The 24,560-nt window shown below is 47.6% G+C and carries 13 protein-coding genes; 10 read left to right on the top strand and 3 right to left on the bottom strand.

What is annotated here, in order from left to right; all coding sequences use genetic code 11:
* The 5 genes from AB0L18_RS09775 (at position 1) to AB0L18_RS09755 (ending at position 15,067) form a co-directional block, all read left to right on the top strand.
* Positions 1–5,265 (top strand): caspase family protein, encoded by a 5,265-nt coding sequence (locus tag AB0L18_RS09775; RefSeq protein WP_367392403.1) that lies wholly within the window; start codon positions 1–3, stop codon positions 5,263–5,265.
* A gap of 271 nt (positions 5,266–5,536) precedes the next feature.
* Complete coding sequence (locus tag AB0L18_RS09770) at positions 5,537–7,549, top strand: histidine kinase (RefSeq protein ID WP_367392402.1); 2,013 nt, start codon at positions 5,537–5,539, stop codon at positions 7,547–7,549.
* A gap of 21 nt (positions 7,550–7,570) precedes the next feature.
* Complete coding sequence (locus AB0L18_RS09765; protein ID WP_367392401.1) at positions 7,571–9,883, top strand: caspase domain-containing protein; 2,313 nt, start codon at positions 7,571–7,573, stop codon at positions 9,881–9,883.
* A 341-nt stretch (positions 9,884–10,224) separates the two neighbouring features.
* A complete protein-coding gene (locus AB0L18_RS09760; RefSeq protein ID WP_367392400.1) occupies positions 10,225–11,484 on the top strand; it encodes a DEAD/DEAH box helicase in 1,260 nt (419 codons plus the stop codon).
* 196 nt (positions 11,485–11,680) lie between these two features.
* Positions 11,681–15,067 (top strand): caspase domain-containing protein, encoded by a 3,387-nt coding sequence (locus tag AB0L18_RS09755; RefSeq protein WP_367392399.1) that lies wholly within the window; start codon positions 11,681–11,683, stop codon positions 15,065–15,067.
* Between the two features lie 11 nt (positions 15,068–15,078).
* Here the strand turns inward: AB0L18_RS09755 and AB0L18_RS09750 are convergent, their stop codons facing one another.
* Together AB0L18_RS09750 and AB0L18_RS09745 are read right to left on the bottom strand one after the other, a co-directional pair.
* Positions 15,079–16,068 carry an N-acetylmuramidase domain-containing protein gene (locus AB0L18_RS09750; RefSeq protein ID WP_367392398.1) on the bottom strand — a complete coding sequence of 330 codons (990 nt, stop codon included), beginning with the start codon at positions 16,066–16,068 and terminating at the stop codon, positions 15,079–15,081.
* Positions 16,069–16,182: 114 nt separating this feature from the next.
* Complete coding sequence (locus tag AB0L18_RS09745) at positions 16,183–18,612, bottom strand: M1 family aminopeptidase (protein ID WP_367392397.1); 2,430 nt, start codon at positions 18,610–18,612, stop codon at positions 16,183–16,185.
* A gap of 40 nt (positions 18,613–18,652) precedes the next feature.
* Between AB0L18_RS09745 and AB0L18_RS09740 the strand changes: the two genes are divergently transcribed.
* The 5 genes from AB0L18_RS09740 to AB0L18_RS09720 all read left to right on the top strand — a co-directional run bounded on the left by AB0L18_RS09740 (position 18,653) and on the right by AB0L18_RS09720 (position 21,300).
* Positions 18,653–19,933 (top strand): amidohydrolase family protein, encoded by a 1,281-nt coding sequence (locus tag AB0L18_RS09740; protein WP_367392396.1) that lies wholly within the window; start codon positions 18,653–18,655, stop codon positions 19,931–19,933.
* The gene (locus AB0L18_RS09735; RefSeq protein ID WP_367392395.1) at positions 19,926–20,348 is read left to right on the top strand and encodes an ACT domain-containing protein; all 423 of its coding nucleotides are present in this window, start codon (positions 19,926–19,928) and stop codon (positions 20,346–20,348) included. The genes AB0L18_RS09740 and AB0L18_RS09735 overlap by 8 nt, the downstream gene beginning before the upstream one ends.
* A 94-nt stretch (positions 20,349–20,442) precedes the next feature.
* Entirely contained in the window at positions 20,443–20,685 is a 243-nt protein-coding gene (locus AB0L18_RS09730) for a DUF433 domain-containing protein (RefSeq protein ID WP_367392394.1), read from the top strand.
* Between the two features lie 2 nt (positions 20,686–20,687).
* On the top strand, positions 20,688–21,047 hold the full coding sequence (locus tag AB0L18_RS09725) for a DUF5615 family PIN-like protein (RefSeq protein ID WP_367392393.1): 360 nt from the start codon (positions 20,688–20,690) through the stop codon (positions 21,045–21,047).
* Between the two features lie 37 nt (positions 21,048–21,084).
* The gene (locus AB0L18_RS09720; protein WP_367392392.1) at positions 21,085–21,300 is read left to right on the top strand and encodes a hypothetical protein; all 216 of its coding nucleotides are present in this window, start codon (positions 21,085–21,087) and stop codon (positions 21,298–21,300) included.
* Between the two features lie 713 nt (positions 21,301–22,013).
* Here the strand turns inward: AB0L18_RS09720 and AB0L18_RS09715 are convergent.
* Entirely contained in the window at positions 22,014–24,407 is a 2,394-nt protein-coding gene (locus tag AB0L18_RS09715) for a tetratricopeptide repeat protein (protein ID WP_367392391.1), read from the bottom strand.
* Positions 24,408–24,560 lie beyond the last annotated feature (153 nt).

The raw sequence follows: 24,560 nt of genomic DNA, 5'->3' as shown, positions 1-24,560 counted from the left end.
ATGAAAGCGAGCACCATCCAGCTACCCTTCACCACCAGTCATGCCTTCATTGTGGGCATCAATGACTACCAGCACCTCAGCCCGCTGAGTACGGCGGTGAATGATGCCAGGGTACTCGCTGAGCGACTCGCCGACCAGCATAACTTCACCGTGCATACGCCTTTGCTTAATGCTACCCATCAGTCGTTGCGCAAGCTACTGACAGAAGATATTCCCAAGCTGGTGGGGCCTGACGACCGCGTCCTCTTTTACTTTGCCGGCCACGGCATCGCGCTGGATGGCGAAGAAGGCCCCAATGGCTACCTCGTGGCGGCCGATACCCGCCCCGGGCAAGAGAATACCCTGATTCCTATGCAGGTGTTGCACGATGCACTCACGGGATTGCTCTGTCGGCATGGCTTGCTGATCCTGGATTGTTGTTTCTCCGGTGCCTTCAAGTGGTCCTCCGGTTTTCGGGATGTGATCTTTGATCTACCCAAAGTCATCTACGAAGAACGCTTCTGGCGCTATTGTAAAGACCCGGCCTGGCAGGTGATCACCTCCTCGGCGCACGATCAGAAGGCCGTGGATATTCTTACCAACCAGAGCCTGGGGCTGCGCGAAGAAGGTAAAAGCAAGCATTCTCCCTTTGCAGCATCGTTGCTCAAAGCACTGGCTGGCGATGCCGACATCATCCCTGCCGGCACTGGCGATGGGATCATTACCGCAACGGAGTTGTACGCTTATTTACGGAACACCGTAGAAAACGCTACCACCGAGAACGCTAAGCGGCAAAGCCCTGCTATCTTCAACTTAAAGCGGCACGACAAGGGGGAGTTTATTTTTCTCCACCCCAATCACCGTTTCAACCTACCTCCTACGCCCGATCGCAACCCTTTCATGGGTTTGGCTTCTTACAATGAGGAAGATGCCAATCTCTTTTACGGCCGCGACCGTGCCATAGAGGCACTACTGCAAAAAGTAGAACGGAACGCCTTAACAGTTGTGAGTGGAGCTTCAGGAACAGGCAAATCCTCCGTGATCAAAGCGGGCGTTTTACCGCAGTTGCGTAACCAAGGCTATATCGTCTTGCCCATTATCAGGCCCGGTAAAGAACCGATGCAAACCCTGGCCAACGAACTCTCTGATCCTGTCCAGCAATTAGCCAATGGCCCTACCGTTGTGGTCATTGATCAATACGAAGAATTGATTACCCAGTGCTTAAAGCAGGAAGATAGGCAGACCTTTGAACAACAGCTAGCCAGTTGGCTCAGGCAGTATCCTGAATTACGAATCATACTCAGTATCCGCTCCGATTTTGAGCCCCAATTCGAAAGCGAAGTACTGGTTACTTGGTGGCAAGAGGGGCGGTATATTGTTCCAGCTTTCAGCCTGGAAGAGATCCGGGAAATCATCACCAAACCTGCTGCGCAAGCGGTCCTTTTCTACGAACCGGAAGATTTGGTCGAACAGTTGAGCGAGGAAGTAAGCCAGGCACCAGGTGCTTTACCGCTGCTTTCTTTTACGCTTAGTGAATTGTACCATGCTTACCTGAAAAGTGGCCGACAGGATCGCTCTTTAGCAGAGGAAGATTATCAGCAACTCGGTGGTGTTATCGGTGCCCTACGTACCCGTGCCGATGCCGAATACAAGGCATTAAACACTGATGAGCAGAGCAGTATGCGCAAGCTGATGCTGAGGATGGTGTCGCTGGAAGGTGGTGAACTGGCCGGCAAGCGGGTGTACACTGAAGAGCTGCAATTTAGTAATACGAAAGAAAGCCAGCGACTGGCCACGATTGCTGATCAATTGGTCAATGCGCGGTTATTGTCAAAAGGCACTGACCCACAAGGCAGGCCTTACATTGAACCCGCCCATGATGCCCTCGTGCGTGCCTGGGCCCGCTTGTGGGAGTGGATAAAAACCATTGGAGAAGAAAAAATAACACTGCAATACAAACTGAGTCAGGCGGTGAATGATTACTACAGTCTATTAAAAACACAACCCCATAAAGCCAAGAACTTACTTTGGAATAGTAATCCGAGATTAGATTTATTGCGGGTAGAACTGGCAGAAAAAGACAACGGCCTGAATGCCCGAGAGGAAAGTTTTGTTCGTAATAGCGTACAGCGACAGACCAGACGCAAACGGATTAGCTGGACTATCGCTATTGCAGTAATAATAGGTTTGGCAAGCTTGACAAGCTATGCTTTTACACAACAAAAAGAAGCTATTCTTCAAGCCGAAAGAGCCACTAAAGAAGCTCGGCGAGCAGAGAAGAAAACCCAGGAAGCACAAGACAGTGCTAAAGTAGCAAAAGAGCAGCGAGAAATTGCCAATTTTAATGCACAAGCAGCAAGAGATAGTGCTCAAGTGGCCAGGGAACAACGAGCGTTTGCTGAATTTCAACTGAGCTTATCCGAAGCCAACCGAATGGGCTTAGAAGCAAAAATAGCTTATGATGGAGCCTACTATGCAAAGGCTTTACAGTTGGGATTCTTAAGTTATTCCCGGTTTCCCGGCCCTGTATCAAATAACACACAACAAGTTATCGGACAAAGTTTTCAGCAACTTTGGGCGAAACCTAATTATTTCCCTTTCCGTGAAATGGTCCACCAAGGTGTTGTTGAAAATATGTTTGTATCCGATAGTGAAGACCTGTTAATTACTTATACCTCTATTGGGAAAATATATCTTTGGGAGCTAAATCAACGAGATAATACTTCACCTGTGCATACCCTAAAAACACCTGCGCCGCTAATCGATGCAGTTTTTAGTAGGCATGGACAACATATCTTGCTAATACTAGAAGGTGGTACTGTTTTGTTATGGAATTTGGAAACTTTTGATACCATCAAATTAGGAAGTAGCCCGGTTAGAAAAGCTCAGTTTATAAGCCAAGATACTATAATGATTTATCGAGGTATTGATTACACTTCCAATAGTACAGGACACGTAATAGAATACTGGAGTTTGGGTGGACAACTCGAACGACGAGCTCCCTATGAATGGGTAGTGTTTGCAACAAAAGAACCCGTTATGCTTACTTATGCTAATGACCTTCTTGCACTTAGAGGTCTAGCGGGAGCTGTTTATGAAGAGAAGCGTATCAAAAATGTCCAGAGCGGTCAAATCAGTGCTTTTGCAAACCAATACCTGATCCATTTGCAGCAGACCCCTGAAGCGCAATCGACTAACCAACAAAATGTGATTTGGTTTCAGCGCTTTGGCAAACAAAGGGAGCTCGTACTTCCACAAAATGCATCCTTATCATTTACTCCCAATGAACAGCAATTGATTTGTACTACGATGGAAGAAGTGCTGTTATATAAAGATTTAAACAGTGATCCTGTCGTATTGAATTCTACTCGCCGACTCGGAAACGTTGCTGACTTTTCGCCGGATGGCCAAAAAGCGGTAACATTTATGGATGTAGGAGGAGCAGGTCAATCCCTTTCCGGGCCAGTAATTTATAAATTACATCCCGATGATCACAACGACCTTAAGTATGGGGATACCGGTGTAGGAGAAGACCATTGCCATGCTACGTTCCTCTCTAATCATGAGGTTTATGTAAATAGTTCAGATTCTTATGGTGGTTATATTGATATGGTCAATGATCGGGGGCAATCTTTTCGACTGGACTCCAGGATCACAGACCCCATTCCTGAAAGGGAAATTGCTATTCATAAGCGCTTGAGACAAATCGTAAATTCAAAAGGAGTAATCTATGATTTTGAAGGGAAAGTCATAATGCAGTTGGATCCGCAAGAACGCAGCTATTATTGGAACCAGTTTTTGAAAGGTGACCGTTTACTAACGATAAGTAAAAACCAGCAGCATGTTGTCAAAATTTGGGCAACTTTAACCAACCTGGAAAAACAGCGCAAAAAAGTGGTCTATCGACCAAGTCCTTATGTCCTGTCAAGTGAATATCGTAATCTGGTATTTGAAGATTCGGTAATTGCTATGAAGCCGTCACCTGACGGAGCATCCATCGCCTATTATTTTCAGGATAAACTCATTATTAAAAATGAGTTACGGAAAAAAAGCACCGTTTTTTACAGGCAAAAGGCCATTAGTCAAAATGATACTTATCATCATTATTGGGGAGAAGCTAAACTTTTAAACGGCACATTTTCTTCCGATGGATTGCTTTATAAGGTGTTTGATTTAAACACTCAGAAGTGGATAATTATGAGTCTCATAGCAGACGACCACCAGTTTTATGGCACTGCTCAGGAGGTTTTGTTTTCACCGACTAAGCAGGAGGTAAGTATTCATTACAACAATGGTGAGGTAGACAACTACACCTGGGGCCAGGAAGGTCTCTTGAAAAGAAATTGGTTGAGGAAAATACCGGAAAACTTCGATAAGATGAAATACTCGCCAGATGGAACCAAGCTAGTTTTTTGGGGAAGTAGTTACCGTTCAGACAAAGGCTTATGGATAGCAACGGAATCCGGCAGGGTGACGTATCTTGATCAACACATCAAAGCTTTCAATAATCAACATTTACTCCTCGTAGCATATTATCCTAATAGCATTAATGAAGTACAAACAATAGCAACTTGGAGCGGTAAAGAAGTTGGGCATATTCAACCCTATTCTGTTGGCTATTTATCAACGAACCAGCCCTATATCAAGCAAGGTTTGAATCTTCCTACCTTTACATCAAAAGGGACCATCCTCGACGTTTCGGATGGTATAGAATATGCAATTAATGGAACCCCATTAAAAGAAACAGTTCTTCAAATATCTACAACGGGAGCTGTTTTTAAATGGCTTTCTCCTGAATTGTTTTACACGGAAGAACAAAGAAATATTTACCATTATTCTGAGGAGTGGTCAACTATTTTTGACTATAAAGAGAATCGATCTCTTCTTTACCAAAAAAAGAAACCTCAAGGTATATCCGTAAGCAGCAGGGATCATAATTATCTTTTGATCGCCTACGACGAAAAAGCTAATTTATTAGATGTCAGAAAAAAAGACTTTATTCAATCCTATTCACACGAAGACAAAATCAGCCTTGTTTCCATCTCGCCAACTGCTAGGCTGATACTCACTGCTGATGACAAACGGAAAATCAGACTTTGGAATAGAAAAGGAGAATTATTGTGGGAATTGACAATGGACCACCCTGTAAAGGCTTTGGCTTTTCATCCTGACGAAAAGAGTTTCCTAACTTTGACGAATGCAGGTGTACTACAACATTGGCTTACCCCTTCGAATATATTTGATCGGTATTTTTTGGGCGCGTCTGGAAAGCTTAAATACGAATGACATATCCAGTTGTAATCAATAGACAAGCTGGACAAAACAGAAAAAACATCCTTATTAAAATGACCACAAAACACTATTAATCAATACATAACACCCCCAAAACCTTTTATCCCCTCTTATTTTATTAAAAATTTGTCTTTGCTCCCTTCCCGCTGCTTCCCTAAATTTACAAGTACAGTAATTCACTATCTTTAATCCCAATAGACTTTACAGATCCAATTAATGAAATGAGTGAATCTTCAGCATCACTTATTTCTAAACCGCAGGCCGCATGTTGAAAACCCTTTTTTCATCAAAACCCTTTTTAGGGATACTATTGCTGTTGTTGCTCTACAGTTGCGGGCAGTACCGGGGTGGTGATTTTGAGCCTCAGCGACTGCGGCAGCTGACGGAAAAGGAATTAAAAGCTTATGCGGATACCAGTACGGTGCTGCACCGGATCATGGCGATGGAAAGCCCAAGCCAGCAAGTGGATAGTCTCCTGCATTTTGCCGAATGGGTGAAAAACTACGACGAAGAGGCCACCTTGTTTTATGCGCAGTTGGCCTACGATATTTCTACCGAAAACAATTGGAATATTCAACGTGGCATCAGCGCCAACAGGCTCGCCTGGAGCAAAGGAAAACGCGCCCAATTTGGAGAAGACATCGAGGATGCTATGGTAGATGCCTTGATCAGTAAACGCTTATTGGCCAATCAAGAGGGATCTTATTGGGAGGCTGATATTAATAATTTACTTGGCTATTTGTACATCCGACAGGGAGAACAAGACTCGGCTCGCGTTTATCTTTTGAAGGCTTTGGAGATGGTAGATCAGCTAGCACTGGACCCAGCCTTGGTCAAGAAGAATCATGCGATGATCCTTAACAATCTCGCTATTACTTGTTCTTGGGCAGACTCCCTGCAGGAAGCAGCTTATTATCAACAAAGCGACAGTCTTTTTCAGGAGCTGGGAAACTGGGAAAACCGCACCCGATTATGGCTAGACTGGGGGGTCTTTTATACCCATCTAGGACAATATGCAAAAGCAGATACGCTACTGTCATTTTGTGTAGATTATGGAGAGCGGAATAATGACTTAAGACTTTTGGTAAAAGCATATCAAAAAAAGGCTTACTTGTACATCAAGAAATTTGCTAAAGACCAAAGCACGGAATACTTCAACCAGGCGCGAAATCTTTTGCAAAAGAGCCTTACCCTGCCAGACGACAACACTTACCGATCATACGACTTACTGGGCACTTTGTTCCAACATAGTTGGTACTCACTGGATATAGAAAACCATGCCGATTCTTCTATTCATTATTTTAGCTTGGCGATGGAACGGGCACAGCGAGAAGGGGCAATTGGCGTAATGAACAATATCTGTGCGAACATCTCTACGATGTACGATTACGGTGATGGCATTCATCACGCCGCCCTGAAGGAATCCTACTCAGAATTTGTCAACAAACACTACCAAGGGGTCGTAGATACCCTGACCGCCAACGCCAAGGCAGCTTATCAGCGAATTAATAAGGTGGAACAACGTGACCTCACCATCCAGGAGAACATCAAGCAAAGAAACCAAAGAAACATAGGTCTGGCTATTTTGCTCCTGGTAGGCATACTCTTTATCCTCTTCCTTCAGCGTTTACAAAACCGTAGGTTGAGAGCCGAAATGTCAGCTTTTCGTGCACAGATCAATCCTCATTTCATCTCTAACAGCCTGAATGCAATCGAGCATTTGGTCAACCAGGGTGAAAGGCGTCAAGCTTCTAAATATCTCGTTCATTTCTCTCGGCTTACGCGACAAATTTTGAATAGTGCCGTCGATAGTATCGTGAGTTTAGAGCAGGAGTTGAAAACACTCAAGCATTTTCTGATGCTGGAGCAGCTAAGGTTCAGCGACAAACTTAGCTTCTCCATTGAATGTGAAGAAACGCTCGATAAAAGTACCATTGCCATACCTGCCATGATTTTACAACCTTACGTAGAAAATGCAATATGGCACGGGATCAAACCTAAGGAAGAAGGAGGCACCATCAGCATCCTGATTACCAAAGAGCAAAACGTACTGGTGTGCATCATCGAGGACAATGGGATCGGAAGAGAAGCTGCTCAGCTCCGAAAAGTCAACGCTCATTTGCAACAAAAATCGAGGGGAATGGACATTACCCGGCAGCGACTGAAGGCATTGGGAAGCGTCAAAGGTCCCGCTTTACAAATAGAAGACAAGAAAGACCACCAAGGACACGCATGTGGAACGAAGATAACCCTTCGCTTGCCCTTGAAATCGATATAATTAACCATACAAACCTATATCATGGCTGACGGCGAAAAAAAACCACCACAAACGAACGAAGAACCCAAAGAGGGCAACCCAAGACCATTCCCCACCACCCCACGCAGTAAAAACGGCGCACAAGCCCGCATTTTCGCCCTTCTCGTAGGGATCAACGATTACCAGGGCACCGTCACCAAGCTGGGAGGCTGTGTCAATGATGTCAACCTCACGGCCAACTATCTGCGCGAAAAATTCGGCAAAAAGAAGGCCATCAAACTGATCGAAGCCAAAGCATCGGTCGATACCAGCGAAAACCACGGTCGCCTTCACCTTCGTATGCTCACCAATGCCAAGGCTACCTACGCCAATATTATCAGTGCGTTCGATGATCACCTCATCAATGGCGGCGGCACGGCCGATGATACTTTCTGGTTCCACTTTAGTGGCCACGGCACCGAGCAGTTTACCGCAGCCGAATTTGCCAAACCCGTCGATACGAATGGCAATGCCTTGCCTTCGCTGGAACCCAATGGTAAAGACCAAAGCCTGGTATGCTATAACCCCGGAGGCACCCAAAATGGCATCTTCCTGGCCGATAAGGAACTGGCAGCCATGATTGATACGCTTTACAAGAGCGTACCTACCAAGGAGGGGGCTATTCCTCATATCGTCGTCTCGTTGGATTGCTGCCACTCCGGCTCGGGTACGCGCGATTTTCAGGAACCTGCCGGATTCAAGTCGCGCCATTTTGATTTCCTGCGGGGCGATGGCGTCACCAGCCAGAGCGTCCGCCCGCTAGACACTTATTACAACAATTACTACAGCAAGCAAAAAGCGCAAAATGGGATATTACGTATTCCTCAATCCCGGCACGTCTTGCTCTCTGCTTGCTCCAATGTAGAGAAAGCCGGCGATTTACCAGGCGGCGGTGTGTTCAGCAGCAGCCTGGTCAGTGCATTGGCAACAGCCGCTACCGCCGATGAAGTAGGCACCCTGAATTATGCAGATTTATACAAACAAACCCGCTCCCTGGCACGCTCCAAGCGCAATGCGCAGAGCCCACAGTTTGAGCCCATTGCCGGCTTCAATCCGCATACGGCCTTCCTCGAAGGTTGGTCGCTGGGCAATGCTCGCGAATACGAAGTGGTACCCAACAAAGACAAGTGGCTGATTCGCTGCGGAGCCATCCATGGCTTACCGACCAAGGTGGATGCCTCGGAATTGCCCGAAGGTGCTCCCCAGGAGATCATCGTAAAAGTGTACAAGAAAAACGGCAAGGAATTTCTCGGCTTCGCCTTGGTCAAAAAAGTAGGCGTACAAGCAAGTGAGCTGGAACTACTGGAAGATCTAGACGGCAAATTAGAGACCATCAAGGCGGCCTCCAACAAGCAAGACGACCTGGCCAAGGAGCCCTACATTGCGGAAATTTTTCAGTTACCTGAAGAACCTTTCTACGTTCATCTCGATGGCACTCCGGAGGCGACGGCCCCTTTGCGAAAAAATTGGACGGAAGTCATGCACGAACGAGATCAGGATCTTACGAAAACCAATATCCTTATTGCGGCCCGTCCTGAAGAAATACAACTCGCCAGCGTTCGCATTGTGATCAATGACCAGGGATACCAAATCTGGGACCTCGCACAAAATCGTGCCTGGACACCTGCTCCCCTCTCCATCAGTCAGGAGGTGACCGAACAAACCATCGTAGAAATGATGAAGGCCCACCTTCGCAAAATCGCGCGTTGGACCAGGCTTTTAGCCCTCAAAAATGAAGCCTCAAAAATAAAAGAGGACTTCAAGCTGGAGTTGTTTGTCCTGGACTACGCCCAATGGGTAGCAACTGGCAAGGTTGATATTTTTGAAGGTGATGGTTTGAACATGACCGAGATATACAAAAACGCGAAGAAGTTTGAGGAGTTTCCAGTACGCCTTCAGTTACCTCCTGAAAGCTTCATCACACCGGACAATGCAGAAGAAATGGGCTTGGAGGTAGATAGCGATACGGTTCTTTTTGGCCTACGCCTTTACAGCAACAAAGAAAACCGTTTTTATTATCTCTACGATTTTAAAAACAATGCCGCCATTGACTTCGTACTTGATAAAGAACTGAGTAAGAAAACCGATGAGCAAGGAACGGATCTTCTTGAACTGACCCCCTTCTCCATGGAAGGAACCGAAGCAGAGGGCATCCTGCAACTGAAACTTTTGGTGACCCAAAAACAGCTTTTCGACAAAGAGCTGCTCGTACAATCCGGCCTTGATGCCGACAAAAGTATGGGCCGACTGAAACGCGCCGGTTCCACCGATGATTGGGATGCACGGACGCTCAAGCTGACGGTTGTGCGGCAGTAAGTTGGATTTTTGCCACGCGCATCCCTTCGGCGTCGGCATTAGTCGAGAGCCATAGAAGTAGGCTGATCAATCTGGCGTGTTATACACGTTACGGTTTTCAGCTTGAGTTCACGACCCACCCCAACCCCTCCCTAGCAGGCGAGGGGCTTTCGTGTATGACTGAAATTATTTCATAATCAATATTTTAGGTACGTCAAGTCCTCCCTCCATCACTAGGGCAGGGAGTTAGAGGGTGGGTCGTGAACACAGGCCTATAAGCGTCTCACTCCTTTACCATCAGATTGTACAGCCTAACCATAGAAGTATAAAAATATTTCTCCCGAAGCATCTATCTTTGTACCATGAAATTTTCTGACTACCCCCTTTCTCCCGAGATTAAAAAGAATATCGAAGCGCTGGCTTATAAGCGACCAACCGATATTCAGTTCAAGGCCATTCCGCTCATCCTCAAGGGGGCGGATGTGTTGGCTGTGGCCCAAACGGGTACCGGAAAGACCGCTGCTTTTGCGATCCCCGTTTTGCAGAAATTGCAGAGCCTCAAGGAACGCCAACGCCGGAAAGATGGTATAAAGTGCCTGGTCATGGTGCCTACGCGAGAACTGGCTTTACAGATCACCAAAGTATTTGAAGAGCTGGGCAAACATACCGGCGTAAAGACCTACGGCTTACTCGGTGGCGTGGAACAAGATCCCCAGATTGCTACCCTTATCAAAGGCGTAGACGTGTTGATCACTACCCCAGGGCGGATGTTTGACCTTAGCCACCAGGGAGCATTGCGCCTGGAACGCGTGGAGATACTCATCATCGACGAAGCCGACCAAATGCTGGGCCTGGGCTTCCTTAAAGATGTACGGGATGTGATGAGGCTGTTGCCTAAACGCCGACAGACCCTCTTCTTTTCAGCCACCATCGACGAAGATATCAAGTCCTTGGCCCACTCGTTGACCCAACAAGCCATTCGTATCCAAATTTCGCCCAAAGACCCTGTTTCCAAAAACGTTGACCACTCGGTACTCTTCGTAGAAATGGATGACAAACGCTTTTTCCTGGAGCGCATCCTCAAAGAAAACCCCGACGGAAAAATGCTCGTCTTTGTTCGCACGAAAGTGCGTGCAGAACGCGTACAAAAAGCCATGGAGCGGGTAGGAATCTCTAGCTTGATCCTGCACGGCGATGTCGAACAATCAGAACGTACGGCCACCCTGGCCGCCTTTAATGCTGATGAAGAGCGCCTGCTGATTGCCACCGATGTGAGTGCCCGCGGTATCGACATTTCCAACATTACCCACGTCATCAACTACGATTTGCCCACGGAAGCCGACCAGTACGTTCATCGCATTGGCCGTACTGGGCGGGCTAAACAGCGAGGCATCGCCTACGCCTTTTGCGCACCAGAAGAAAAAGAGCTACTACGGGCTATCCATGCCTACACTGGTTACGAAATCAGGATCCTTGACCTCGACCGGGCCGATTATCGCGAAACGCTAAAGATGGCAGAAGAAGACCAGTACGGTATAAAAGAGCTCCTGCAAGCAACGGAGGAAACATTAGCCCTAAACAAGAAAGGCAAATCAAAGCGTAGGAAGGGGAAGAAGCACTGAGTTGGGCTTTTTGCAAAAGCCTGTACAGGGATACGGCTCGCTTCGCGCGCCTATGGTACTGGGTACAGGGATTAGAGGGGAGTGGCCGAAGGCCGGTAGTGAGCAGCCCGCATCTCTCTCAGACTTTTACAGAACGTCTAGCTATGAGCTTGTTGCGAAAGCACTATCTTGTGGTTGAACGAAACACCTCGTATAGATGCCCATTCAAAAAATAACCCGTACCAAACTTCCCGGTGCCATCAAGGCCCACGCCATCATCGTTGCGATCAATCGCTATGATAAGATTGGTGCTCATCTGCAAACACCCAAGGCGGATGCCGAAGCACTCAAGGAAACGTTAATCAATTACCAGGGATTCGCGGAGGAAAATGTACACACCTGCTACGATCCCACCAAGACCGCATTGGAGACTTTCCTGAAGAACATTCAGCAAGGGGGCAGTATCCAACCCAAAGACGGCCTCCTGTTTTACTACGCCGGCCATGGCCTGGCGGGCGATATCGACGGTGCAGGCGCAGCGGGCTATCTGATGCCGAGTGATGTCAGTTTCTCCATCGCCGAGCTCTCCAAAAATGAGACACTGATCAAGATGGAGTGGTTGTTTGAGCAGCTGGAAGCCTTTGAATGCCACCACACTTTGGCGATCATGGACTGCTGTTTTGCGGGGGCTTTTCGGCGCATCAGTCGTACCCGCGCCACCATGGGACTGGGCTTGCGGCCGATGAGCAAGGAGCGCTTCAACCGCTACCAGGAGAAGCGTGCCTGGCAGGTACTGGCCAGTGCTGGCCCCGCCGAAAAAGCAGCAGACCTGATTAGTGAAAGAGGAGAAGCCACCAGTAAAAATTCTCCTTTTGCCGAGGCATTGGTGGCTGCCCTCAGTGGTCAGGCCCGCCCCGACTTCAAACCCGCCGGTAAAAACCTTGGCGATGGCATCCTCACCACTCATGAGTTATTCATCTACTTGCACGATGAAGTGGAACAACGCACTCGTAAAGCGGAGGCCTTCAAGCCCCAAAATCCGGACCTGTTCCCGATGGGCAAACACGATGGTGGGCAATTTATTTTCTGCGACCCCAGGCACCCCAAAAACAGCCCCGACTGGGACGAACGCAAGCGCAAGAACCCCTACAAGGGGCTGGAGCAATACGACCTTGAAGATGCCGATTACTACTTCGGTCGTACCAGCGATGTCGAAAATTTGCGGTCAATCATGGGGCTTGCTGCCCAAAACGAAGAGGACGAAAAGCAAAAAAGCCCCACCCTCCTGGTGCTTTCCGGGCCATCGGGCAGTGGCAAATCTTCTTTGGTCAAGGCGGGGCTATTGCCCGCTTACCAACGGGCAGGCTACGAAATTTTTCAATTCCGACCTGGAGATCGCCCCTGGTCATTGAAGAAGTACCAACATCAGCAATGGGAAGAAGTGATGAGCGATGAGACCAATCCCTTTCGGTTTGTTCCGCCAAAGTCATTGGATCAAATTCCGTCTTCTTCCTTCTTTGGTGAGCGTCTTTTTTATCTGAACGCAGCCAAACCCCAGGTGCTTTATATTGATCAGTTTGAAGAGCTCTTTAACACTTGTAGCACGGAAGAACAGGCCACTCTCAACAGCTACCTCAAAGAACTCCTGGAGGCGGCCCTTGCCGGTCAGTTACACATCATCATCTCCATGCGCTCTGATTTTGAATGGCAGTTGGAGGTTTCTGAATTTGGGAAACAATTTTGGGACAAGGAACAAGCCTACTATCGTTTTTTCAAATTGTACCGCCTTGCTACATTGGGATTGGATGATTTGAGATCCGCGCTCGTGAATCCAGCTACTTTGTTTGCTTATGAATTTGCACAAGATGAAGAAGGGGACTTGACCGACGCCATTCTTGAAGATCTGAATTACCTGCCTAGTGCGCTGCCGTTGCTGTCGTACACCATGCAAGAGATGGTAACGCATACGACTTCCAGCGAACGCCTTTTCAAACGCGCCTCCTATAGCGATGAACTGGGTGGCGTGAGCGGTGCCCTCAGCAAGCGGATGCAACTCATTTACGATGGTTTCGGCGCTAAGCCAGCATCAGAAGAAACATCACCTACGGATACCCCTCCCACCGCAAAGCAAGAACTGTTGCGCCATGTCTTTCTGCGCATGGTAAGCCTCAGTGATGGTGAATACACCCGCCGCAGGGTATACCGCGACCAGCAGTTTGATGAGCTGCGCTTCGCGGAAGACAACCACGCCGTCAAAGAAATTCTGGATGCCTTGCGCGCTGCCAACCTGATCTCTACCGGCGGTGAGGCAGGTATTCGCTATGAAGAACTCATCCACGATTCCCTCATCAATACCTGGACGACAGGTAAGCAGTGGATCAACGATTTTGGTAAAGAAAACCTCAGTTTACAACGCGAACTGTGGAAAGCGGTCATGGACAGTGCACGTGCCCCGGAAATCAGTCCGAGAGGCTACGAAAAAGAACAGAGCGACCAGGAACGCTCATTGGTAGATTTGAACACCAGCTTTAGCCGACTCTGGGACAGTAACCCCAAGTTGCTACAAATCATCAAGCAAGTCGCCGATGCTTCACTGTTTCTACTGGAGGACAAAGACAACGTTTTCGTCAACGAGATGCTGGCAGAAACGCCCGAGGAAGACAAAGCCGCCTTTTTGGATTTTTGGCACGAGTGTCATAGCCAGCAAACCTTTCCCGACCTCAATTCCCTGATCCTTTCGGGAAATTCTGGCAAAGTCTTAACCGTTTTACTGGAACAAGGTAAGCATGGCCTCAACCTCGCCGAAGTGAACTTTATCCAGCAAAGCTGGACCGCTAGGATAGAAGACGTGATGAAAATGAAGCGCGAACGGGATGAAGCCAAAGCAGCTTTTGAACGCACCACCACGGAAATGATTGAAGCCAGTTGGAAAACGGGGGTTTACCTGGAAGCCAACCCGGAGAGAAACAAAATAGGCACCGATTGGAACACCTTGTCGGGCTTGGAAGGTGTAAGAAGCATGTATGCCCAACTAAAAATGATCATGAGCCTGGAAAAGGTGAAGTCATTATCTCCGATTCCCGTTTTTCTCAAAGGGCCCCATATTGAGGATTACAATATTCAATCAGACGAGTTCGGTTACTACAATCCAGCATTCCTGGCCTGGGCCAAAACGAGGGTTATTCCCGCGAAAAATAATCCTGTCTTGCGCCAACTCACCCAGCCTTTTTACAATACCTATATGCGAGACATGGCGCGATCGTACTATATCGCACTTTTGCATTTGCAAAAACATCCAGCACTATTCGAAGCACGGGTGAAATTCTACGCTAACGGAGGAACCCTTTCCACAGGAGACCGGCCCGAGAATTTTCACACACCAGACGGCACATACGCTCCTCCTGTATGGTATGATATCCAAAAATTACTGGGCGCTAGCGCCGGTCATTATTTCTATACTGGCATCGATTTCTGGGCCCGCCGAAATATTGACACCACCGACAAAGCCTTTGCCGAAATCCTCTATGACTTGTTGACGACCTACGACCAGGATTGGCTGAACACCGGACCTGATGGAGACTGGGTGTATGCCCCTCCGAGCTAAGTCATAACCTTTTACCCCCGCAACACCTTAAACTCCCGGAACCATCTGGCCAAACTTTCATCGTAATGATGAGCGGCAAAGCCTGAACCATTATAATACCGTGCTACCGCTTGAAAATCAGCCGCACCAGGGTTTGATTTCTGTACTGCTGGCCGCACGCGTGAACTCAGTGTAAGGAAGCGAGCGATAGCAGCAATTTGCTTGTCCAATGGCAAAGTATACAGGTCTCTGGCGGAGTTGGCACCTACCTGAGCAAAATTAAAGCCCATCACCTGACCCAGGCCAAAACTCATCGCTTGGTAGCGCAGTTCCACCAAGTCTGTATCGGCATGTTTTTTAGCAAGTTTCGACAGCCAATGTTGTTCGAACCGGGGGCGCACTACACCAGCAGTTTCCTGGCGAATAATGGCCAAAATCCACTCGGGCAGAACGATGCGCCCATTCTCGGCTTGCACCTCCTTGGCCGCCTTCTCGGCAGCAGCACCGTAGCGATCATTGATCTCGCGGCAGGTGAGCCCTTTTTTGTCATGGAGGGCGTTCAACTGGAAGATAGCTTCATCAAAATCACCACAATTGACCCTGTTGGTATCAATGGCTTCTTTTGCCAGCACCAGCATTTTTTCCAGCGTCTTGATATTCAGTAATACATCGGGTATGCTCTTGATGAGTTTGCTAGCGGTCTGCCAGGAACAATCATAGGTAAGCGTTTTACGAGTGATTGCCGAGCCCTCCAATTGGTTATCAAACTCAAACTGGGCCAGGGCTCGGTTCGTGCCGCGACCAAAATCGCCGTCAATAGAAAACGCCCCCGTAGAAGAGGTAGAATACCCCAGAAAAATCAGTAAGCGCTGAAAGGCGCGAATAGAATCTTCTCCCGCCGAACGGCGATTGAGCGTCACATCCCCCTGTACCAACCGATCAAGGTCTTTCTCCCAGTGGGGAGAAGCATTAGGCGGGCTGAGGACTTGTTGAATCTTTGGGTCATTTACTAAGGTGAGCATGGTTTTGGTATTTTTTTTATAATTTAAATGGTGTTATAGGATGGATGCGACCAGTTGGAAGGCACTTTTGAATTGCCTTCCAACGCTCCATTAAAACCTTTGCTAGCTACAAAATCACCGCTGTACCACCAACTCTACCGCCCGAAAACCTTTTCCATTACTGATGTGGAGGACATAAGCACCGTTGGGCAGGTCTACCGTTGGCCAGTCCACCAGTAAGTTGGGTGTAGGGGGGTAATTGGCTTGCCGCAACAGTTGCCCATTAAGGTTGTAAAGCTGCAATTGGTAATCTTGCTGTGCCTCAGGGAAATCTACCTGAATACGAGCCAGCTGATCACTAGGGTTGGGAGAAACCGTAATTTGCGCGGCTTCCATGATATTGGTCGTAGCCACATCTACGTAGACGTTTGCGAAAGCATAATCACCCGGTAAGAAGGGATCCAAACGAGCCAATCCACCCGAACCAAAGGGGGTGATGTTGGCGTAGGGGTATTCCTCCCACTCTGTATCGATGGTAGGGCGATACATCAGACGAACAGTCTCATTTCCTCCCTGTACCAGATCGTAATCCAAGTCGTTGGCTCCTCCGTTGTAGCGGATAATGGCCCGCATGGTCAGCTCACCTGGAGAAATGCTTTGTACTGACCAGTAGTGGGTGTTTGACATGACCACTTCCTGAGGATTCGCCGCCTCGTCGGGCGCGGTCCAGTGATGGACAATATTGAGCAAAGCAGAATCCGTCACCGCGTCAACTGACAAGGAGAAAAATTCCGTTCCCGCCGTATTCTGATTGCCCGTTTCTGTAAGGCGATAAGTACGATTAAAGCGTCCGAGGTTTAGTCCATGATCGTGGTTGATGACCGTCATCGCAGGCGCAAACGGCACTGTAAAGCTGGCGGAGCTAAACTCGCCCGAAGCCATAAAATACTGGGTAAATTCTTGCCAATTGTTATCAAAAAAAGTTACCGACAAGGGTACATTGGTATGTAATTGACTGGCTCCGCGCAAGCGCTGCTGTACGCTCAAATCTACAGTATAGTCCTCGTCAGCCCCCGTTACGTCTAGTGTCTCCAGTTCGAAATTGGAAAAACCGGGGCTAAAAATCCAATCCTGAAAAAAGGAGGTCATATCCACACCACTCACCAAGCTGAGGTGATCGCGGTACTGTTCCGCATCTACTGCCGACAGGGCAAAATCTTGCAAAACGGCCGTTTGCGCTACCCGAAACAAGCTATCGCCCAGATAGGTGCGCATGTTGTGAATCATGGAGGCCCCTTTGTTATAGGTGTGGGTACCGTAAGTTTGCTCGTAAGGAATACCCGACAGCGGCTGAAAACCATTGTCGTCGATATGCGCCGTTTTTAAGACCAGAAGGTGATTGTCTTTGACCTGATCAATAAAGGCTTCTCTACCAAAAACGTATTCGGTAAACAGGTGAGCACCATACTCTGCATTGCCCTCTTTTATCCACATGTTGGCCGGAGAACTCAGCGTAGTTACATTGCCCCACCACTGGTGCGCCAGCTCGTGCGCCATCAGTCGGTTCATATCAAAAGTAGGCCCGCTCACCCCCGTACCGCGTGGAAAAGCAATGTTGTGCACATGCTCCATAGCGCCAACTGGCGTAAGCACAAAACCTACCCGCCCCCAAATGTAAGGCCCGTACCAACTTTCAAAAGCATCAATGGCATCACCGAGGTATTCAAAAGAATTGTCCATATTGCCTAAGTCACCAGGGTTGGCCACCAACTGAATGGGATACTCGCCGTAAACACCCGTATGCGAAGACTCGACAGTGCTGAAGTCCGAAACGGCAACACCCACCAGGTAGGTTGTCATCGGCTGATCGATACGGTAAGAGCGGCGAATTTGGTCGTTTTCCAACTCTACTTGCTCCTGAAAATGGCCGCTGCAAAAAGCGCGCCGCCCATTGGCAGAAATGATATTGAGGTCAAAAGTCGCTCGTTCCACAAAGTTATCAAAACAGGGAAACCAGCTACGCCCGAAGTTGTAGGGGCTTTCTCCCAACCCGATACCCAAATTGTAAGCAATGCCTGCGGAAAAGGCCAATCCGCCAAAATTGGACGCTGCTACCGTAGGCGTGCCTCCGTAGTAAACCCGCACCGAGTGCATGGCCTCCGTATCGAACCCTCCCGGAAAGGGGATCGTAATTAAATCGCCATCGTAATTGTAAGTGGTACTCACACCATCCAGTTGGATAGAATCAATGGTGAGTTGCAATAAATCCAGTACCATCTCAGCGGTGTTTTCTTCCAGCAAGACAAAGTCAATGGCACAGCTCCCCTTGATTTTACGGCCTCCAAAATCAATGATTTCCAGGTCGATGGTATAGTTCAACAAATCAATACTATCACTCCGGCCCTGCGATGCCAGCAGCAGTTGCTCATCTTCCGGCGTGAGCGTTTTCAGTGGAAACTGTGTTTTGGTAAAATGGCATCCCTGCACCACGGTTTCCGGCTGAGCCGATAAGACCAGCGCACCACAAAAGAAGAACAACAGCATTAAGACAATCGAATATCGCATAGCTCGCATGATTTTACTAACTTTCCATAAAGTTACCAAAATGAAAAACCTCTTTATCCTTTTTCTTGTGCTAATTGCAAGCCAGCTTACTGCACAGACGACCTACCTCCACTGCGGACAGCTGTTTGATGCGACCAGCAAAGAGCTGCAAGCCAAGATGACCATCGTTGTGGAAGGCAATCGCATCACCAATGTCGCCAAGGGCTACTTGCGAGCAGAGGACAGTATTACCGTCATTGACCTGAAAGACCAGACCGTCATGCCCGGCCTCATGGACATGCACGTACACATCGAGGGCCAATCGAGCCCGACCCGCTACGTAGAGCAATTCCGGATGAACCCGGAAGACGTGGCGCTGCGTGCCACCATCTACACCAAACGCACCCTGGATGCTGGTTTTACCACTGTTCGCGATTTGGGTGGTACGGGGGTGAATGTGAGCTTGCGCAATGCTATCGACCAGGGCTATATCGTAGGCCCTCGCATCGTGACCGCCGAAAAAGCAATTGGCACAACGGGCGGTCATGCCGATCCCACCAACGGCGTCAACCACGTCCTACAAGGTGATCCCGGCCCGGCGGAAGGCGTGATCAACGGCGTAGAAGATGCCCGCAAAGCCGTACGCCAACGCTACAAAAATGGCGCCGACTGTATCAAAATCACCGCTACCGGTGGGGTACTGAGCGTAGCCAAAGACGGCAGCAGCCCCCAATTTGTCGACGAAGAGCTGGAAGCCATTGTGGCTACCGCTAAAGATTACGGCATGCACACCGCTGCGCACGCCCACGGCAACGAAGGGATCATCCGTGCCGTCAACGCCGGCATCACCTCCATCGAACACGGCACCCTGATGGAGGAAGAAACGATGGCCCTGATGGCCGAAAAAGGTACCTACTACGTGCCCACCATCAGTGCGGGTAAGTTTGTTGCGGAGAAAGCCAAACAGGAAGGCTATTTCCCAGCTATCATTCGCCCCAAGGCACTGTCGATCGGCCCACAATTACAAGCCACTTTTGGGCAGGCCTACCGGGCCGGGGTACGCATCGCTTTCGGCACCGACAGTGGCGTCTCGCCCCACGGCGACAATGGCAAAGAATTCGGCTATATGGTAGAAGCGGGTATGCCCGCCGCCGAAACCCTGCTGTCTGCCACCGTCGTGAGCGCCGAACTCATCGGTCGCGCTGATGAGTTGGGCACCATCGAGAAAGGCAAGTTGGCGGATATCGTAGCCGTGCCCGGCAATCCCTTGGAAGACATCAATGTGATGACCAAGGTATCTTTTGTGATGAAGGATGGGGTGGTGTATAAAAACCATGAATAGCCCCAGCGGAATCACCAACCTCGCCGAACTCATCAAGCAGATGGAACCGGTACTCAATGAAGGCGAGTACGTCTTTGCCTCGGTGACGGATTTGAAGTCCATCCCCAGGGAAATCACTATTTGTGAGGTGAAAGAAAAGGAAGGAACCACCGTGGTGCTGCCCAAAGAAGAGGCGCTTCGCCTGGGCATAGCTTTTGATTTCGTCGCCGCCTGGATCACCCTAAACGTCCACTCGGCCCTGGAGGCGGTGGGTCTGACGGCGGCTTTCGCCACGGCTTTAGGCAGTGCGGGAATCAGCTGCAATGTCATCGCGGGTTACTATCACGACCATATTTTTGTAGATCACCACAGTGCGGAAAAAGCGATGGAGGTGCTGTGGGGAATGACGGGAGAGGTAGGAGATGGGAGACTGTAAGTAGCGTCACATTCTATCTCTTCCCCAGGGTAATAATGGCGAACAAGAACTTATTTGATTGTAGATAACGTTATATTTACAAAAAAATAGAATTATGATTAATTGGACCGATTATATTGATTCTGATCCTGATATTCTAGTTGGAAAACCGAAAATAATAGGTACCAGGCTATCTGTCGAGTTTATCATGGAGAGGTTGGCTCAAGGGTGGTCAGAATCTGATATTTTAGAAAACTATCCATCTCTTTCAAAGAAATCTATCCAAGCTGTGTATGCTTATACTTACGAGGCCATAAAAGACGCTTTGTTATTTCCGGTGCAAACCAAAAGAGCTTAAAGATGATTCTATTTTTAGCCGATGAAAACTTTCCTCTTGCGAGCCATCGGTTTTTGAAAAACAAAGGGTTTGATATCAAACACATCTCTTTGGAAAACCTATCCTCAATAAAGGATACAGAGGTGATAGAGTTTGCTCTCAAAGAAAATCGAATAATTATCACTTTTGATAGTGATTTCGGCGAATTAATCTTTAAGCTCAATTACAAGCCTCAAGGTGTGGTATTTTTTCGCTGGCCTGATTTTTCTCCAACTGAGCCCGGCGAATATATTTCAGAATTGATCGATTCTGGGGAAATAATAATAAATGGATATTTAACAGTAATTGATAGAAGTAGAGTTAGGCAGAAAAAAATATTGTAATGCGAGCAATCGAAGAGTTTACCTCAAATTTTGCTATGTGAGAACTACCTCAAAAACTGCGCGGAGAATAGCACTCGCCCTTTGGGCCGGAGTTGTCCTTTTTCTGATCCATGGCTACTTTGTAAATAACACCATAGATATCCAGATGCATGACACCTACTGGGTTGTCGATACGTTGATTGTAAAATTTTTATTCGGCATTCCGGTGGCGCTGATCGGGGTGTTGTTTTGGGTGGTGATTGGGGATGACTGACCAGCTTTATTTTGTATCGCTTGGAGACGGGTCTGGTGATTTATTTTAGGATATCTAGCCTAAAGAATAATAACAGCGACGCTAAAAACTTATTTGATCGTAGATTACAACAATTTCTGATTTCATTGAAGCTATTGCTATGGAATCACTTGCCTGTGAAGACTGTAAATCCTAAATAGAAGTATTTCATAAAAAGCATGTAATTAGGAAAAGTGTATTTCATTACGCTGATGATCACTTTTATTTTCACGCCCATGGAATCACCATCAGGGATGTTTTTGATGACCATGTCACAGCTTTCAAGACCTTACTTGAACTTGAAAAAGATGCTTATACGACAATAGACCTTGCCAAATCGAACCATTCCCGGACTGTTCGGATAACGTTGATAGCCAAAAAATGATTCGATTAAAGTATTTTAGAAGTGGAATTAGGTCTGCAAAATATCTTAGTATTCGAGCTAAAATAAGATGATCCAATTTGTTTCAAGGCTTAGTAAGAAAAAGAACGCAACCTGCCTGCTCGCCGCAAGGCAGACAGGCTTCATTTCAGTCAGTTGCTTATCTTTTTTCACTAAACCCAAATTGGATCACCTTATTTTTATACGCTCACTTATCTGGATTGAAGTTTACGACTATATTACTTTTCAAGGAATACCACAGTTCTTTTTTTGGGGAAACATCACCAAAGGGCTGCCCGTCGTTCTTTTGCTTTTACTCTTTCAATGCCTCGTTTTCTAAAATTTGCAAGTAATCCCTGGCAACATCAACACCATTGGCCTGGGCTGTTTTGGCATCTTGTAATGCTTTTGCGGATAAGCCCAGATTATGATAGGCAATTGACCGAAAGAACCTTGTCTGGTGGTATCCAGGATTTAACCGAAGGCCTTCTGTAAAATCTGCGATGGCACGCTCGTTATTGCCTGAGTTCAGATACAGCGCACCTCTCTCCACGTAGTTACTGAAGTTGTCAGGAACCAAGGCGATCAATTTGGTATACATTTCAATAGCTGCTTCCACCTGATTGCTTTGCTTCAGTTGCTCCGCTTGTTTTTTATACATCAGGTAATTCTGGTCAGATACACTTCGGGGTTGGTTCATGCCGCTTGCGGGTAGAGTGCCTCCGTTTTCTTTAGCTGCGATAACGGTATTTCTGGTAGCTATTCCTTTGGTAAAACCAGGATCCAGCAGTAGACATTGATTCACCGCTTCAAGTGCTTCATCTAAGCTGCCGAGTTTAAAGAGCAAAACACTCTTGTTGTTGAACAGGAGTGGCTCCTTGGGATTGATAGCGATAGCACGTTCGATATCCTGTAATGCTCCTGGAAGGTCATCCCGCATCTCGTCGATCAATGCACGCTTCTGGTAGGCAGGCCAATAATCAGGAGACAACTCAAGACTTTTATCAATATTCGCCAGTGCCTCGTCCAGCCGTTTGGCTTTTAGCAAAATATCAGCCTTGGTAACGTAAAGGGAGGGATCTTCTGAATTCACCTTGATCACCTCATCAATGTCTTTCAGAGCCAGGTCTGTCTGCTGGAGTTTCGAATAGATATAAGAACGTTTTTGCAGTGCTGCGGAATTACCAGGTTTTAGCTCAATAAATTGGTTGATACTGATGAGGGCTTCTGCAAAATCTTCAGTTTGAATCATCAGTTGAGCCCGGTTATAGTGAGAAAGCGATAGCCGCGGAGCGTTGATGATGGCCTGGTCAAGGTCTGCAAGTGCTTTATCGTACTCCCCATTATCGAGGTAGTACTTGCCTCTTCCATTGTAAGCAGTACCACTTTTATCAAACTTATTGATGACGTTGGTCCAGAGCGTTTCGGAATTTTCCCAAACCTTAACTGCCCGGTATGCTCCTATAGACAGGAGCAAAACAGGGATGAAGCACACGATGAGGGCCACCCGTTGGCTATTGATCGCCCGCAGCTTTAACAATGTTGGCAGTAGCATGAAAAACAGCCCCAGCATTGGGATGTAGGTATAGCGGTCAGACAGAAAGATACCGATGCCACTTTTTACGGAAACTACCAGGGTTGGAACGAGCGTTCCCAAGAAAAATAAAAGCCCAAAGAGCAGCTCCTTACGCCCTTTGCGGAAGCTGTAGGCCAGTATCAACAGGCCCGCCAGGAGAAAAGGAGCCAGCATTTTTAATGGCCCAATCGCTTTAATGATTACCTCACCAGGGTAGATGACTGAGAGGTGAAAGGGGAAAATCAGATGTAGTATCCACAACAGGTACTTTGAAGATTGAATCTGTATTGTTTCAAAAAAAGACAATTGTAAATTGGCTACTGATTCAGAAGATTCCTCGGCCATTGCCAGGGGTGCGCCAAGCTCTGAGAGGTTTCCGAACAAACCAAACAAATAAGCTCCTACCAGAAGACTGATGACTACGGGGGCTTTTTCCAGAATGATCTTCTTAAGGTCTTTTCTTCCGAATACGTAGTCGGTGAGTAGTAAAACGGGCAATAGCGTGATACCCATAGACTTTGACAGCATGGAAGCCAGGTACAGCATGGCCACAGCCACGAGCAATAGTGATTTTCCGTTTTTCAGGTATTGAAGATAGACCAGCCAACCTGCTAGAAAAAAGAAGGAAAACAAGACATCCTTGCGCTCTACAGCCCAGGCAACAGACTCAACGTGCAGAGGGTGGATAGCGAAAATCGTAGCAAGAAGGATGGCTCCAAACTGGATTTTCTCCTGGTCCACACGAAACTGCCCCATTAAGACCAGCCCGATAAAGTAGACTAAAACAACATTAAGCACATGAAGCAGAAGGTTGTTAAAGTGAAATACCGTAGGATTTGGGCCAAAAACCTGGTACTCTGTCCACCAACTTAAGAAGACAAGCGGTTTGTAGTAGCCATCAAAAAGCCCCCAGGTGAACATTGCTTTCAGTGGAAGGTTCGGCTGGGTGACTATGGGGTTGTTGTAGATCAGGTTGCTGTCATCAAAATTCACGAAATCATGGCTAAGCACTTGATGGTATACCAGAAATGTGACGCCCGCTAACCAGGCAAATATAAACCATTTATGCTGACTGATCACTTGATGGAATGCGTAGAACCAGCTTGTATGCTGCTTTTCTTTCTTAGTCATGTAGATATGATTTTCAGCCTGCGGTTCCGCGACTAATGATTATCAGGTACAACCTATTACAACTGGACTCTAAAGTATAAAAAACAATGGACAAAATATCACTTATATCCCGATTGTAGATGGGTCGCTCCGAAGGAGCAGCAAACTGATGTT

This window comes from Lewinella sp. LCG006 (assembly GCF_040784935.1).
Classification (GTDB): Bacteria; Bacteroidota; Bacteroidia; order Chitinophagales; family Saprospiraceae; genus Lewinella.
Note: the sequence above shows the minus strand (reverse complement) of the source record. Positions and strands in the feature narration are given on the sequence as shown.